This is a genomic window from Pseudomonas sp. HS-18, from assembly GCF_020401845.1.
Lineage (GTDB): Bacteria > Pseudomonadota > Gammaproteobacteria > Pseudomonadales > Pseudomonadaceae > Pseudomonas > Pseudomonas nitroreducens.
In genome coordinates, this window is record NZ_CP084413.1 from 3,951,056 (window position 1) to 3,965,391 (window position 14,336).

11 protein-coding genes are annotated in these 14,336 nt (G+C 63.0%); 3 read left to right on the forward strand and 8 right to left on the reverse strand.

The annotated features are described in order from the left end of the window. Nucleotides 1–99: 99 nt before the first annotated feature. The 3 genes from LDJ84_RS18275 to LDJ84_RS18285 all read left to right on the forward strand — a co-directional run bounded on the left by LDJ84_RS18275 (nt 100) and on the right by LDJ84_RS18285 (nt 4,147). Nucleotides 100–609 (forward strand): sigma-70 family RNA polymerase sigma factor, encoded by a 510-nt coding sequence (locus LDJ84_RS18275; protein WP_024765890.1) that lies wholly within the window; start codon nt 100–102, stop codon nt 607–609. Further along, nucleotides 606–1,562, forward strand: a complete 957-nt coding sequence (locus LDJ84_RS18280; protein WP_193453098.1) for a FecR domain-containing protein — start codon at nt 606–608, stop codon at nt 1,560–1,562. The genes LDJ84_RS18275 and LDJ84_RS18280 overlap by 4 nt, the downstream gene beginning before the upstream one ends. 113 nt (nt 1,563–1,675) lie before the next feature. Further along, nucleotides 1,676–4,147, forward strand: a complete 2,472-nt coding sequence (locus tag LDJ84_RS18285) for a TonB-dependent siderophore receptor (RefSeq protein WP_226045191.1) — start codon at nt 1,676–1,678, stop codon at nt 4,145–4,147. Nucleotides 4,148–4,218: 71 nt separating this feature from the next. Here LDJ84_RS18285 and LDJ84_RS18290 read toward each other — a convergent pair whose 3' ends face one another. The 8 genes from LDJ84_RS18290 to LDJ84_RS18325 form a co-directional block, all read right to left on the reverse strand. Next, nucleotides 4,219–4,644: a hypothetical protein gene (locus tag LDJ84_RS18290; RefSeq protein WP_024765893.1), complete on the reverse strand. Its 426-nt coding sequence runs from the start codon at nt 4,642–4,644 to the stop codon at nt 4,219–4,221. Nucleotides 4,645–4,890: 246 nt separating this feature from the next. Next, nucleotides 4,891–6,117 carry an acyl-CoA dehydrogenase family protein gene (locus LDJ84_RS18295; RefSeq protein ID WP_226045192.1) on the reverse strand — a complete coding sequence of 409 codons (1,227 nt, stop codon included), beginning with the start codon at nt 6,115–6,117 and terminating at the stop codon, nt 4,891–4,893. 48 nt (nt 6,118–6,165) lie between these two features. Further along, complete coding sequence (locus LDJ84_RS18300; protein WP_084357221.1) at nt 6,166–6,687, reverse strand: hypothetical protein; 522 nt, start codon at nt 6,685–6,687, stop codon at nt 6,166–6,168. A gap of 27 nt (nt 6,688–6,714) precedes the next feature. Further along, complete coding sequence (locus tag LDJ84_RS18305; protein WP_084357222.1) at nt 6,715–7,443, reverse strand: NAD(P)H-dependent oxidoreductase; 729 nt, start codon at nt 7,441–7,443, stop codon at nt 6,715–6,717. A 75-nt stretch (nt 7,444–7,518) separates the two neighbouring features. Continuing rightward, nucleotides 7,519–8,460 (reverse strand): YCF48-related protein, encoded by a 942-nt coding sequence (locus tag LDJ84_RS18310; RefSeq protein ID WP_226045193.1) that lies wholly within the window; start codon nt 8,458–8,460, stop codon nt 7,519–7,521. Nucleotides 8,461–8,476: 16 nt separating this feature from the next. After that, nucleotides 8,477–10,837: an efflux RND transporter permease subunit gene (locus tag LDJ84_RS18315; protein ID WP_226045194.1), complete on the reverse strand. Its 2,361-nt coding sequence runs from the start codon at nt 10,835–10,837 to the stop codon at nt 8,477–8,479. 77 nt (nt 10,838–10,914) lie between these two features. Continuing rightward, on the reverse strand, nt 10,915–12,762 hold the full coding sequence (locus LDJ84_RS18320) for a DUF1302 domain-containing protein (RefSeq protein ID WP_226045195.1): 1,848 nt from the start codon (nt 12,760–12,762) through the stop codon (nt 10,915–10,917). A gap of 18 nt (nt 12,763–12,780) precedes the next feature. Beyond that, entirely contained in the window at nt 12,781–14,133 is a 1,353-nt protein-coding gene (locus LDJ84_RS18325) for a DUF1329 domain-containing protein (RefSeq protein WP_226045196.1), read from the reverse strand. Between the last annotated feature and the right edge of the window lie 203 nt (nt 14,134–14,336).

The following is a 14,336-nucleotide window of genomic DNA, read 5'->3' on the forward strand; positions in this document are numbered from 1 at the left end:
CCAGAAGCAGACGCTCCCCAGCCGGCAGTTTTCAAGCATTGCCACATCCCGTATGATTGATAACGATTGTCGTTTGCAAATTGTTCTTGGGGGATTGCAATGCAGGGAGATTCGTCGCTGCAATCGGTAGGGATGCTGTACCGCGACCATCACGGCTGGCTTCGCGGCTGGCTGCGCCAGCGCCTCAACGACTCCGCTGATGCGGCCGACCTGGCGCAGGACACCTTCGTGCGCGTGCTGATGGCCAAGAGCGCTGGGGTGATTCGCGAACCCCGTCACTACCTGCAGACCATCGCACGGGGACTGGTGATAGACCTGTACCGCCGGCGCTCACTGGAACGGGCCTATCTGGAAGCGCTGGCCCTGCTTCCCGAAGCGGTCCAGCCCTCCCTCGAAGAGCAGGCCCTGCTCCTCGAAGCGCTGACGGAAATCGACCGTATGCTCGATGGCCTGGGGCAAAAGACCCGGCAGGCCTTCATCCTGTCACAGCTGGAAGGACTGACCTACAGCCAGATTGCCGAGCGACTGGGCATCTCCATCCGCACCGTCAACAAGTACATGGCCAAGGCCATGGAACACTGTTGCCTGGCGATGGTGCGCCTCTCGTGAGCGACGCCCTCATTCCGAATGAGCGCCAGGCCATCAGCGAAGCCGCGCGCTGGTATGCGCGACTCGCCAATGAGTCGACTGCAGCCAGCGATCAGCAAGCCTGGCAGCGCTGGCTGGCGGCCGACCCGATCAATCAGCGCGCCTGGCAGCGCATCGAGTCGGTGAACCGGCAGATGGCCCGGGTGCCGGGGCGCCTGGCTGCTGCAACACTGGCTTCGACCGGACCATCGAGGCGCCAGGTGCTGCGCAGTGTCGTGGTGCTCGCTTCTCTGGGCGGGCTGGCCACACTGGGTTGGCGCAGCGATACGCGCCAACGCTTCACTGCCGGCTACAAAACCGCAGTGGGTGAGCGCCGCACTTTCACCCTGGCGGATGGCAGCCAGATGCTCCTCAACACCGACAGCGCGGTGGATGTGCGCTTCGACGCGAACCAGCGCCTGATCATCTTGCGTGTCGGCGAGGTGCTGGTGAGCACCGCCAGCGACGCCCTCGACAGGCCATTTTTCGTCCAGAGCCCCGATGCCAGCGTACGCGCCCTGGGGACTCGCTTCACCGTGCGCAGCTGGAGCGGCGGCACCGATGTGGCGGTCCTGGAAAAAGCCGTCGAAGTGACTGTTCCGGGACAGCGCAACGCCCTGCGCCTGGAAGCAGGCCAGCACACCCGCGTCGCCTCCGGAGTCATCGGCCCCGTGCAGGCCAACAGCGCCTCGGTGGGCGCCTGGGAACAGGGCAGCCTGATCGCGCTCGACCGCCCGCTGGGAGAGTTACTGGAAGAGCTCGGGCGCTACCGCCATGGCTTGCTGAGGTGCGACCCACGCATCAGCAGCCTGCGCATTTCCGGAGCCTTCCCCCTGGATGACACCGACCTCGCGCTGCGATCCCTGGAGCGCAGCTTTCCCGTCAGGGCGGTGTATCGCACAGGGTATTGGGTAACCGTGATTCCACGCAGCTGACGCCTTCGGGATGCCGGCGAAAAATAATTCTGAACACCGTGCACTTTCTTCGTTCCTGGTTCGGCTTTCCCGGCATCAGTGACCCACTTGGTCACCACTACCGGGGAGAGACCATGTTGTATCCGTTCGTTCGCCATCGGCTCGCCATCCAGGTGCAGGCCGCCCTCTTCAGCCTCGCCGTTGGGGGCGTATCCGCCATCCAGGCCGCAGAGCCGGTACCGACCGGTGCGGTGCAAAGCGTCCGGCAGTACGACATTGCCGCCGGCTCACTGACCGAAGTGCTCAGCCGCTTCGCCAGCGAGGCCGGGGCAGCGCTTTCGTTCGATGCCAGCAAGACTGCCAACCGGCACTCGGACGGCCTGCATGGCAGCTATTCCAGGGAGGCCGGGTTCGCCGCCCTCCTCGCCGGCACCGGCCTGCGGGCAATCGATCAGGGTGGCAGCTACGTGCTGGAGGAAATCCCGACAGCCCTGGAGATGAGCGACACGGTCGTTACCGGTCAGGGCCTGGGAGCGACGACGGAGGGCTCCGGATCCTACACATCCAACGAAGCCAGCATCGGTAAATCCACGCAGCGCCTCAGAGACATCCCGCAGTCGGTCACCGTCATCACACGCAAGGCGATGGACGACCAGCGCCTCGACACCCTGGACCAGGTGCTGGAGAAAACCACCGGCATTACCACCTATCAGAGTCCGTCCGGCGGTAAGTACATTTACTCGCGCGGCTTCGAGGTGGAGACCATCCAGTACGACGGCGTTCCGCTCGATCGCCGCTACTACGCCATCGGCAGCAGCTTCACCTCCGATACGTTGCTGTACGACCGCGTCGAAGTGCTGCGCGGTGCCAACGGCCTGCTGCAGGGCAGCGGCAACCCCGGCGCGGCCATCAACCTCGTGCGCAAACGTCCGAAGGCCGAGCCGTCGCTGTCCCTCACCGCCAGCGCTGGCTCCTGGGACACCTACCGGCAGAGCATCGATGCCAGTTCTCCGCTCACTGCCGACGGCAAGCTGCGCGGTCGCCTGGTGGCCGCCCACGAGGATCGGGACTACTTCTATGACACGGCGGAAAGCCGCAAGAACGTGCTCTACGGGATTCTCGAATACGACCTGACCGACGATACCAGGGTAGCCGCCGGCGCCAGCGTGGAAGACCTGCACTCGACACCGTCCTTCGGCGGCCTGCCGCGCAACAAGGATGGCAGCGCGGTGCACGCGGGCCGCTCCACCTTCACCGGCGCCGACTGGAACAAATGGAACAACAAGCAGACGACCTACTTCGCCGACGTCACCCATGACTTCAACGATGACTGGCGCCTGAATGCCTCGGGCAGCTACATCCGCGAGACCAACGACATCCTCTACAGCTTCGGCCGGGGGGCGGTCGACCCAGCCACCGGTGACGGCATGCAGTCACGCGCCTACCTGTACGACTTCGAAAACATCAACAAGGGCGCTGACATCAACCTCGCCGGCAAGTGGCGCGCCTTCGACCTGGAGCACCAGGTGGTGGTCGGCGCCAACGCCAGCGACCTGAAGACCGACGACCTGCAAGGCGGACTGCTCAACCTCGGGCCGATCAACATCTACGACCCGGTATCCCCGCGCGAACCAACCGAAGAAGAGATGCTCAGCACCACCTATGCCGGCACCTCCAAGGGTCATATCCGCCAGAACGGCCTCTACGGCGTGGTGCGCTACAAGCTGGTCGAGCCGCTGACCCTGGTTCTGGGCGGGCGCACCAGCAACTACCAGTACGACTACGAGCTCACCCGCTTCACCACCTCCTCGCCCACCCCGGCGCATTCGAAGGAAACCGGCGAGTTCACCCCCTACGGCGGCCTCATCTACGAGCTGAACAACCAGTGGTCGGCCTATGTCAGCTACACCGACATCTTCAAGCCGCAGACCGAGCTGACGCAGGATAGCGCCTCGCTCAAGCCCATTGAGGGTTCGAATTACGAGATCGGCCTGAAAGGCGAGCTGATGGAGGGCCGCGTGAACACCAGCTTCGCGATCTTCCGTGTGGACCAGGAGAACCGTGCGCAGTACGACTACGCCTCAGAGTGCGGGCAGAACGGCGAGGACAACTGCTACGTGGCCGGCGGCAAGGTTCGCGCCGAGGGCTTTGACGCTGAGATCAGCGGCGAAGTGCTCAGGGGCCTGCAGCTGTTCGCCGGCTATACCTATACCTCGACCAAGTTCCTCAACGATCCGGGCGACGGCACCTCAACCTCCGGCTCCACCTTCAACAGCTACACGCCGCGCCATCTCCTGCGCTTCTGGGGTGACTACAACCTGCCGGGAGCACTGAGCCAGTGGACCGTCGGCGCGGGCGCCAGCATCCAGAGCGAAAACTACAACACCAACTTCGGTGGCACCGGTGGCGTAGGCGATATCAAGCAATCCGGCTACGCCATCTGGAATGCGCGCCTGGGCTACCAGATCAACAAGAACTTCAGCGTCGCCCTGAACGGCAACAACCTGTTCGACAAGAAGTACTACTCCTCCATCGGCTGGCTGAACGCGAGTAACCAGTACGGCGACCCACGCAACTACGCCATCACCCTGAAAGCCGACTTCTGAGGTGCTCGCTTTGGACCGGTAGCCGCCTCTCACCAAGGGCAGCTACCGGCCAGGAGCGGACATTCGCGCGCCTAGGTCTTCAGCAGCGCAGCTGGGATCACCAAGGCGCCGAATGAAACATCGGGCAACTCGGTAGCCGCGGCAGCCAGCTGCATCGAAGCGGGGAGTTCTTTGAGCGTTAACGGCCGCAGCGGCCTTGCTTGCAGCTCGTAGCCTTCGATCCGACACTGAGTTACTCGATGGACGTCCGACCAGTCGTAAGCGAAGAATCCACGTTTGGCGAACCTAACGAAATCATCCGGGCACGGAAGATTGGCCAGCAGATCGAAGCCCGACGTTTCGGGCAGCAGATCGACTTCCGGTTCGGTGATATCGATCGATGCAACGGCTGTGAATGGAACGGTTCCAGCTCCGCCGGTCGTAAAGATGGCAACTTGCCCGAGGGCATCAACTGCTATCCACGCCACATCCAGTCCATCAAGATCGTCCGGGGTCACAGGTGTACCTCCCGTGAAATATCAGCATTCGCACCTTGGCGGCGCCCGGACGCCCGACTCGGCACGGCTAGGTCAATTACATACCCGGGCGGCCGTGATTAGAACTGTGCAGGGACAATGCCCGCAATGGGTCGGTAGCGGCCTCTCGCCAGGCGGCAACTACCGGCAATTAGCGGGCTTCAAGAAGGGTATGTAGCAAAGACCAAGGAGCCCCCGACCTGAGTCGGGGTGCTCCGTTGAATTTCGTCAGCCAACCAACGATTTACCGAAGATCTGCCGGGCTATGACCATCCTCTGAATCTCGTTAGTGCCCTCGTAGATCTCGCTGATCTTGTTGTCCCGGTAGATTTCCTCGACCTTGTAATGACTGCCGTCCTCGGACAGTTCGCGCAGGAAGCCGTAGCCGCCAAAGATCTGCACGCCGTCACGCGCCATGTCACCTGCGGCCTCGGTTGCGTAGAACTTGGCCATGGCTGCCTCGGGCTCGGGAAACTCGACGCCAAGGTCCATGCGCAAAGCGGCCTTGATGTAGAGGTTTCGCGCGTTCTCGATCTGAGTCGCGCGCTCCGCCATGCGGAACTGCCAGTGCTGGAAAGCACCAAGCTTCTTACCGAACGCCTCCCGGCTACGCAGGTGTCCGACCGAGTGGTCGAAGGCCGCTTGAGCCATGCCAACGCCGGTGGCAGCGATACCGATACGCCCATAGGTCAGGGTGGACAAGGCCACGCGCAGCCCCTGGTTACGCTCGCCGATTCGACGTTCGATGGGCACCTCGACATTATCGAAATGCACGTCGGCTGTGAGCTGCCCGCGATTGCCCATCTTCCGGTCTGGCTTGCCAATACGGACGCCGGGCTGGTCGGTTTCGACGGCCAGCTCCACCATTCCGTCGTCTTCGCTTCGGCACAGCACCACTATGAAATCGGCAACCGGCGAGTTGGTGATGAAACGCTTGTGACCATTGATGATGTAGCTCTCGCCATCGCGACGGGCAATGGTGGCCACCGCGCTGGGCGACAGGTCGGTACTCGCCAGGGGTTCCGTGGTGGCGAAGGCGCCGATCTTCTCGCCGCTAATGACCGCCTTCAGATAACGTTCGCGGATGAAGTCACTGCCTCTTTCCAGGGTGCGCCCGGCAAGAATGCAGTGCACATCAAATACCGCTGCAATCGAGTTGCTGTGGTAGGCGAGCTCCTCGCAAGTCGTGGCGGTGGCGAGTACTCGGTGCTCAAGGCCACGCCCGCCGTCACGCTGCTCGAAGGGAATACGGAAGATGCCCTGGCGGGCCATCGCGTCGAACACGTCTCGTGGAAAGCTATCGACGCTCTCGTCCCTGTGGGCGATCTCATAAGCCCGGGGAGCGACGAATTCGTCGGCGAAAGCACGCACCTCCCGGCGAACCTCGCGGATGGCCTCGGAAGACATCAGATCGTGATACAGCTCATCCGCCATGCGGATCGGACCTTGGCTCATTTTTACCTCGACGTGTAACTGACTCTGGAAAGCTCCGGACGAGCCCCCTTAATTCCCGGCAGCGGCCGGGCTTGCACCAAATCCCACCTTGGGGATCGTGTGGCCGTATTTCAGGAAGAAGTCCTCTGCGTACCCGGCGATCTCTCGGTGCCGGCCGGCCAGGGCCATCCGCATCAGCTCGATCTGCAGGTCTTCCTGTTCCACCATGTAGTCCAGGAATGCCGAAGCGCCGGACGGCCCCTCCGAGCAGAGGTCGCGCAGCCACTCTGCATAGGCGACGGTTTCCTTGAGGACGAATTTCACCAGCACCACCATCAGGCAGCGCGGCACGGAAGAAACCAGCCACGCCTTGAGCTTCGTGGCGAAGCCCGGAGCGGGGTCCAACCCCCAGATCAGGGCGGCGGCTTCGTATCGTCGGGCATTGAGGACTTCCAGGTCCCAATAGGTCTTCCAGAACGAGAACCACGGATCGCCTTCCAGGCGGCCCGCCATGCGCCTGACAGTCATCAGCGCAAAGGCGCGATTGGCCAGTTCATGTTTGAAACCCTTGAGAAATTTTTTGGACGGCATGGCGACTCCAACATCAATGGCAATGAACTACGGCAGGCTTTCGGGGGACGCGGAGCCGGCGCGCGGACGCAAGTTCCCGTCGAAGTCAGCGAGCTTGGGAAATACCAGAGGTGCACGCTCCTCCAGCGTCAGCAGGTGCTCGCAGTAGCTGTTCAGGTAGTCCCAGCGCTCGGTCTCACTGATGTAAGGGACGTGGTAGGCGATGAAGGGCGGAAGCACTTCAAGACCGACGTAGGCCAGCATTCCCTGGTGGATCGGCCGCAGCAGCGTCTCGATCTCGCCGTGCACGGCACCCTTACCGAACATGTGGGACTGCCCGCCGAGGGTGAACGCGAGCATGGCCTTCTTGCCCTTCAGGCCACCCTGGTCATAGATCCTCCGGCCGCCGTAGCAAAGACCGGAGACGAACACACGGTCGATCCAGCCCTTCAGGATGGCGGGCATGCCGAACCAGTAAATTGGGAAGCTGAAAATGATCAGGTCGGCCCACTGAAGCTTTTCCAGTTCAGTGCTGATGTCCTGGGCGAGCGTTCCGTTCTTCAGGTTATGGCGCTGTTCCAGCGCATAAACCAGATACTCCTCGTTGTCGCGGCTGCCGAAGTCCGCGGCGCTGGCCACCGGGTTGAATCGTTGGGCGTAGAGGTCGGAGACCCTCACTTCATGCCCCTGCTCGCTCAGGATGACCACCGCCAGGTTCTTCATGGCGGTGGTGAATGAGCCCGGTTCGTTGTGGGCATGCACAATCAAGACATTCATAACTTCTTCCAGATTTTCGCGATTGAAACAGGTGCTCGGATTGCGATGACCGCCCCAGTCATCGCAATCGGTGACTCATTGGTTGATGACGCCGGCCGGACCGAACAGGACCAGGTGGCCATCGGCACGCGGGGCCAATGCCGAGAGGTTCAGGCGATCCTCTCTTTGCGCGGCGGTAAAGCGCTCCAGGCGATTGTCGGAAAGGGCCAGCAGCCCGCCGTTGCCCACCAGGGCGACGCGGCCATCGGCCAGCTGGGTGACCGCCGTAATTGCCTCGTGGCTGCCGCTGTCCAGTGTCTGCCAGCGCTCGCCGAGGCGATCGCCCAGGAGCACCCGGCCGCTCATACCGACCATCAGCAACCGCCCATCGCGGAGCCCGGTGCCGCTCCACAGCGAGCCGCTCGCGCCGGTCTCCAGCGCCTGCCAGGTTTCTCCATGGTCGGCGGAGCGATAGGCATGCCCCGCCTCCGCCGCGATGAACAGATCGCCATTGCGGCCGGCGAAGAGGTGATTCAGGTGGAAGTCATCGCCCTCGGCCGAGACCGTCACACGTTGCCAGCTCTTGCCGCCGTCCTGCGTCTGCGCGGCATAGCCGTAGGCCCCAACCACTACGCCGTGCCGAGCATTTTCGAACCACACCGAGAGGAGGACTGGCCGGTCCTCCAACGGCGGCAGCAAGGCCCAGGTTTCGCCACCGTCCTCGGTGTGTAGCACCACGCCCCCATGGCCGACTGCCCAGCCTTGTCGCTCGTCGACGAAGCTCAGCGCGGTCAGCAGCCCATCCACCGGAACGCTGCGGGCCTGGCGCCAGGTCGCACCGTCGTCGGACAGCACGATCACGCCGTGGTCGCCCACCGCCACCAGCCGTTGCCGAGCCTGAGCGGCCCCCACCAGCGGCGCGTGCTCGGCACTGCCCAGCGCGATGGCAGGTACCTCGGTTTCCGCGGCGCGAAGGCTGCAGGAGATCACCAGGGCCACAGCGACGGCGGCCAGGTGTGCGAATCGAATCGGGATCATCGGATGCCCTCCTCTTTCAATGCGCGATCAGCGGAGCGCGAACCGGCCCCCGACGCGGAATCAGGGTTTCCAGCACCACCGCCAGGGCCGGCAGCAAGGTGATGGCCATGAGCATGTTCGCCATGAACATGAAGGTGAGCAGCAGCCCCATGTCAGCCTGGAATTTCAATGCGGAGAAGGACCAGGTGGCGACACCGACGGAGAGCGTCAGCGCGGTGAACACCGTGGCCACGCCGACCTCGCGCAGCGCCAACTGGAAGGCGCTGACGATGTCGCGGCCCTGCGCCAGGTGCATCTGCAGGCGGTTATAGATGTAGAAGGCGTAATCCACGCCGATGCCCACCGCGAGCACCATGACCGGCAACGTCGCCACGGTCAGGCCGATGTCCAGTTCCTTCATGAACCAGTAGCCGAGGAAGGTGGCCAGGGTCAGCGGCGCGCAGCAGGCGATCATCGCCCGCCAGTCGCGGTAGACGAGGAACACCAGCAGCAGAATCGTCAGGTATACGTAGAGCATCATCGGCAGCTCAGACGACTCCACCACCTCGTTGGTGGCCGCCTGCACGCCGGCATTGCCGCTGGCGAGGCGTACGGTCACGCCCGGCATGGTGTGCCCGGCGCGGTACTGCTCCACGGCCTGCACCACCCGCTTCAAGGTGCTGGCCTTGTGGTCGGCCAGGTAAAGGTTGACCGGCAACAGCGTGCAATCGGCGTTGTACAGCCGCAGGGCCTCGGGCACCTGGCGCACGGCTTCCCCCAAGGACAGCTCGTCCTGCGGCAAGGCGGCCCACTTCGGATTGCCCTCGTTCACCCCGGAGGCCGACAGCTTGGTCAGCGCCGGCAGGGACTGTGCCGAGAGCACGCCCGGCACGTTGCCGAGGTACCAGGTGAGACGGTCGACATAGGTCATCACGTCGTTGCGGTAGCAGCCACCCGCCGGCGTCTCCACCGCCACGGTGAACAGGTCCAGGCCCAGCGCGAAGTGGCTGACCACGCTCTGCACATCCTGGTTGTAGCGCGAGTCCGCGTGCAGTTCCGGCGCACCCGGCAACACATGGCCGACATGCCGGCCATGGCTCTGCCAAACCGCCAGCGCCATCAGCGCCACGCCGATCAGGGTGCCGATAGCTGCGTTACGTGGCTCAGCGATGCGCCCGAGGCGGACCATCAGGCTGTCCCGCCCCGCACGCAACCGCTCGATGCGTGCCATGTAGCCCGTGTCGTAACGGAAGAAACTCGCCAGCACCGGCAACATGATCAGGTTAGTCACGATTTTGTAGGCCACGCCCACCGACGCGGTAATGGCCAGCTCATGGATCATCGGGATCGGCACCAGCACCAGGGTGGCGAAGCCGACGAAAGCGGTGATCAGCGCCAGCGTGCCGGGGATGAACAAGCCGCTGAAGCTGCGTCGGGCCGCCGTCATGCCATCGGCTCCAGCGCAGACTTCCTTGGAGATGAAATTGACCTGCTGCACACCGTGGGACACGCCGATGGCGAACACCAGGAACGGCACCAGGATCGCCAGCGGATCGAGCCCATAGCCCAGCAGCGTGATGGTGCCGAACTGCCAGACCACCGATACCAGCGAGCAGAACAGCGGCAGGAAGGTCAGCTTCCAGGATCGGGTGTACCAGTAGACCGCCAGCACGGTGAGCACAAAGGCCAGGCCGAAGAACTCCACGACGCTCTTGGCGCCCGCGCCGATATCCCCCATCTGCTTGGCGAAGCCGATGATCTGTACGTCGTAGTCGGCGTCGGAGTACTGAGCTCGAACTTCCTTTTCCAGACGCTGGCTGAACTCGAGGTAATTGAGCGGCTTTCCCGTCTGCGGGTCAGGGTCCGCCAGCTCGGCCACCACCATGGCGCCGGAATGATCGTTGGCCACCAAGCTGCCAATGAAGCCGCCGACGATAGTGCGCTCGCGGATGCCGGAAATCGCCCGGTCGTCCAGCGTGCCCACGGTGACATCGCCGCCGACCACATCCTCGGCCTTCATGCCCTCTTCGGTAATCTGGACGGCGCGGGTGTTGGGTGTCCACAGCGAGGTCACGCTGCGCCGGTCAACACCGGGCATGAAGAACAGCGTCTGGGTCACGTCGTACAGGCGGGTCATCGCCTGCTTGTTCCAGATGTCACCGTGCCGGGCGTGCAGGACAACGATGATGCGGTTGGCGCCGAACAAGACGTCGCGGTACTGGTTGAATGTCTTGATGAACGTGTGCTGCTGCGGCAGCTGCTTGTCGAAGCCGGCCGACATTTCCAGCCGCGAGGCGAAGGCCGCCATGACCAGGGTGATCGCGGCCAAAAGGCCCAGCGTCGCGAGCCGGTGGCGGAAGAACAGGCGCTCGAGCGCCGATACCAGAAAAGCCAACATGGAATGCCTCGATACTGCAGGGTCGCGGGCGGCGGGTCGCGCGAAAGCGGACCCACCGCCAACGAACCAGGGCTGGATTAGAACGAGTAGGAGAGATTGCCGCTGATGAAGTCGCGGTCGGCCATGAGGTTGTTGTCACCGCCGCCCCAGTACTGCACCCACTGCAAGCCGCCCTTCCAGCGATCGCGGTAGTTGAACAGCAGCGAGGTGCTCAGCGACTTGCGCCCCTCCACGAACGGCATGGCATTGGACGTTGTTCCGTTGACGTCGTGGCTGAAGTCCAGCTGCGGCGTGACCGCCACGCCACTTCCGAACAGGTTGGGATAGTTGATCCCCAGCTCAGTGACGTAGCCCCAGGAAGTTCGGTCTGGCAGCGAATAGTCCGGCATGGCGTAGGGCACCTTTCCTGAGGTATCCAGCCCCGGGTAATGGGTCACCACCGCCTCGGCAAGCAGGAAAGCATCCGAGGCGCCGAGTGCCTCCGGAAGGAAGCCCAGGGGATCGTTGCCCGAGAAGTTATAGATGGCGTTCAGGTCGGCCTGCCACTTGCGCTCGTTGACGAAGCCCTTGCTGGTGCCGGTATCAAACACGCTGTACTTGTTATATCGCCCGGTCAGCCCTTGGCCGAAGGGCACGGTCGGATCGATGCCGACACTGTCTTCGGGGCGATAGGACAACTCGCCGGCGACTGCCACGGGACCAACCATCGTGCTCATGGACAGGCCATACAGATCCTTGTCCTCGCCGTAGTTGATGAAGTAGTTGTCCACCACCAGGTTGTTCGGGTCGCTCAGCGCGGTGTAACCCACGAAAGGCACCTTGTCGTGGTAGCGCTGGTAGAAGAAGCCGAACTCTGTGCCGATGCTCTCGGCGTTCCAGCGCACTGCGACGCCATGCTGGCCGCTATTCTTCGCCTCCTGCTCGCCCGCATAGGGGACGGCAAGCCCAGCGGCAACAAGATCATTGTGGCTTACGCCGGTATTCAGCGGATCGCCACAATGCCCCGTGGGCGTCGTAGTGCAGATCCCCGGCAGAAGGCCCTCGACATAGTTCGTCGAGTAGTAGATCGCCTGCCTCCCTTCGCCCGCCACATCAGTGGTGGAAAAGTAGGTGCCCACCGGGTCCAGGGCGTAGGCATTCCACTTGAACTGGTAATAGCCCTCCAGGCTGACGGTATCGGTGAGGCCGATATTGAAGGAGGCCATCGGTGCTGGGATGAACACTTCCTTGAGCTGAGTACCTGGCGTGTGGTACTTCGGCAGACTGAGGGCGTTGATCTGGTTGATGCCGCCGGGCACGAAGATCTCTGCACCCCAGCTGATGACCTGGTTGCCCACCTTCACCTTGGCAGGCATTTCGCCCAGGTCGAAGCTCTTCGCTACCCACAGGTCGAGCAGGTCGAAGCGCTCGGTGGCGTCGCGCTCGGCCTGGTCGTCCAGTTCCGTGCGACGGGTGTCGTCCATCTTGAAGTCCTTGGCCCAGGCGACGCGTCCGAGCGCGCTCCAGCCGTCGCCGAACTTCAGGCTCAACTCATGGGTGCCCTTGATGACGCTGGAGAACACGTCGTGTTTGGCGTAGTTCAGGTCGCCGTCATCTGCGTTGCTGTAGTTGATATCGGCATTGGCGTAGCCGTTGCCGCGAGTCGTGTTGTAGTAACGGCCGAGCTCGGTGTTGCTACCGGTGTTACAGCCGCCGTTGTCACTGCCCAGCTGATGGCAGTCGGGTGACTCCAGGCGTTGGGCGAAGCCGTAGGTCAGGGTGGAATCGAAGCTGCCCGAGATCCCATCCTCGTTGCCGAAGATGAAAGCGAAGCTCGCTGGCGCCCAGCCCAGACCGGAGGCGATGGCCACGGCCAGCGCCAGTTTGCGGCGCGAAAAGGATTTGCCTGTAAGCACCGGGGCGCCGCGTTTGTGATTGCTCTGCATGTCCTGCCCTCCGTCCGATCAACGCTCGCCGCGACGGCGCAGTTCGTTGGAGTTGAACATCTTGTCGTTGACCCGCCCCTGCAGGCCGGCGGTGTAGTCGAGCACCTGGCCTTCCTGGGTAAAGCCGTCGGCGATGTAGCGCCGGGCAATCAGGTCGTAGCTGACATACTCTGAGCTGGTGCAAGACTGGATTTCGGGGTCGGCCCACTGGCTACCTTCCTGCACGCGCCAGAGGTTGCCCTTGGCGTCGTACATATCCACGTGCAGCAGGTTCCAGCTGTCCTCGTCGAAGTAGAAGGTGCGCTTGGCGAACGAGTGGCGCTTGTCCGCCTTTACGGTCGCCTCAACCACCCACACGCGATGCTTCTCGTAGCGCTGCACATCGCGGTTCAGATAGTCCTTGCCGATCAGGTCCTCGTACTTGTTGGACTTGTCGACCAGCTTGAAGGAGTTGTACGGCACCACCATTTCCTTCTTGCCGACCAGCTTGAAGTTGTAGCGGTCAAGGGCACCAGTGAACATGTTGATCTGGTCAACGAAGTAGAGGTTGTCAGAGCCTGCGATTGGGTTGTCGTAGGCGAAGGACGGGGCCAGTCGCACGCGGCGCTGGCCGGGGAAGTAGATCCAGGAGCCCTGCACCTTGCTCAGGAAGGAGTGCACCAAGTACATCTCGCCGGCGCGGGACGAAGGCGAAAGCACCTCGTAGAGCTGCTTGGCTTCCACACCCTCGACATCTGAAGGATCACGAACCGCCGCGTCGTTGTAGGGATACCACTCGTAAGCCCACTGTTTCACCTCGCTGAGTGTTCCATTTTGCTCGCGAAGCAGTACAGAAATCTGCGCCCTGCGTCCTTTTGCCATATAGCGCAGCTTGTAGTTCCACATCACCTCCACGCCGCTCTTGGGCACGGGGAACGGCACCGTGGCGCCGGCCGCCTGCTGCAGCGACCAGCCATCGCTTCCGACGCTGGCCTGCCCGGCGAAGGCCTTGGTGCGCTCGGCCACTTCCGCCGGAATCGCACAGCTGCGGTGGGTCGGGTACACATCCAGACGGTAGCCTGGATAGGTCTTGATCAACGCCGCCTGCCCCTCCGGCAACAGCGACTGGTACTTGCCCAGGTTGCCCGCGTCGATGCTGTACAGCGGCTTATCGCTGGCGAACGGATCGCCGTGGCCGGGTGTCCAGCCGGCCGGCGCCTGGATCAGGCCACCGCTCCAGGCGGGAATACTGCCGTCGGCGTTGCCCGCCTTCTCGGCACCCACCGCAGTCAATGTGTTACCCAGGTCAGCCGCGGTGGCGGCATGGGCAGGGCCAGTAGCAAGGAGCGCAAACAGCGCACCACCCAACAGCGAAAGGGGGAGGTATCTCATGAACTTCTCCTGGTGGAGCTTTTTGTGGTTATCGGGAAGCAGTTCGAAATGACTCAGAGGGCCGGGTCAGGGAAACCCGGGCCTGAAGGAAAGGCGTAGCTCGCGTGCAGGTCCGATCGTTGCGATTGCGCAGTGCGCGGAGCCCACCTGACGGTAACTGCCGTTCCTCTTCCTGGCGTTCTTGTCCAGGCGAGCCGCGGTGG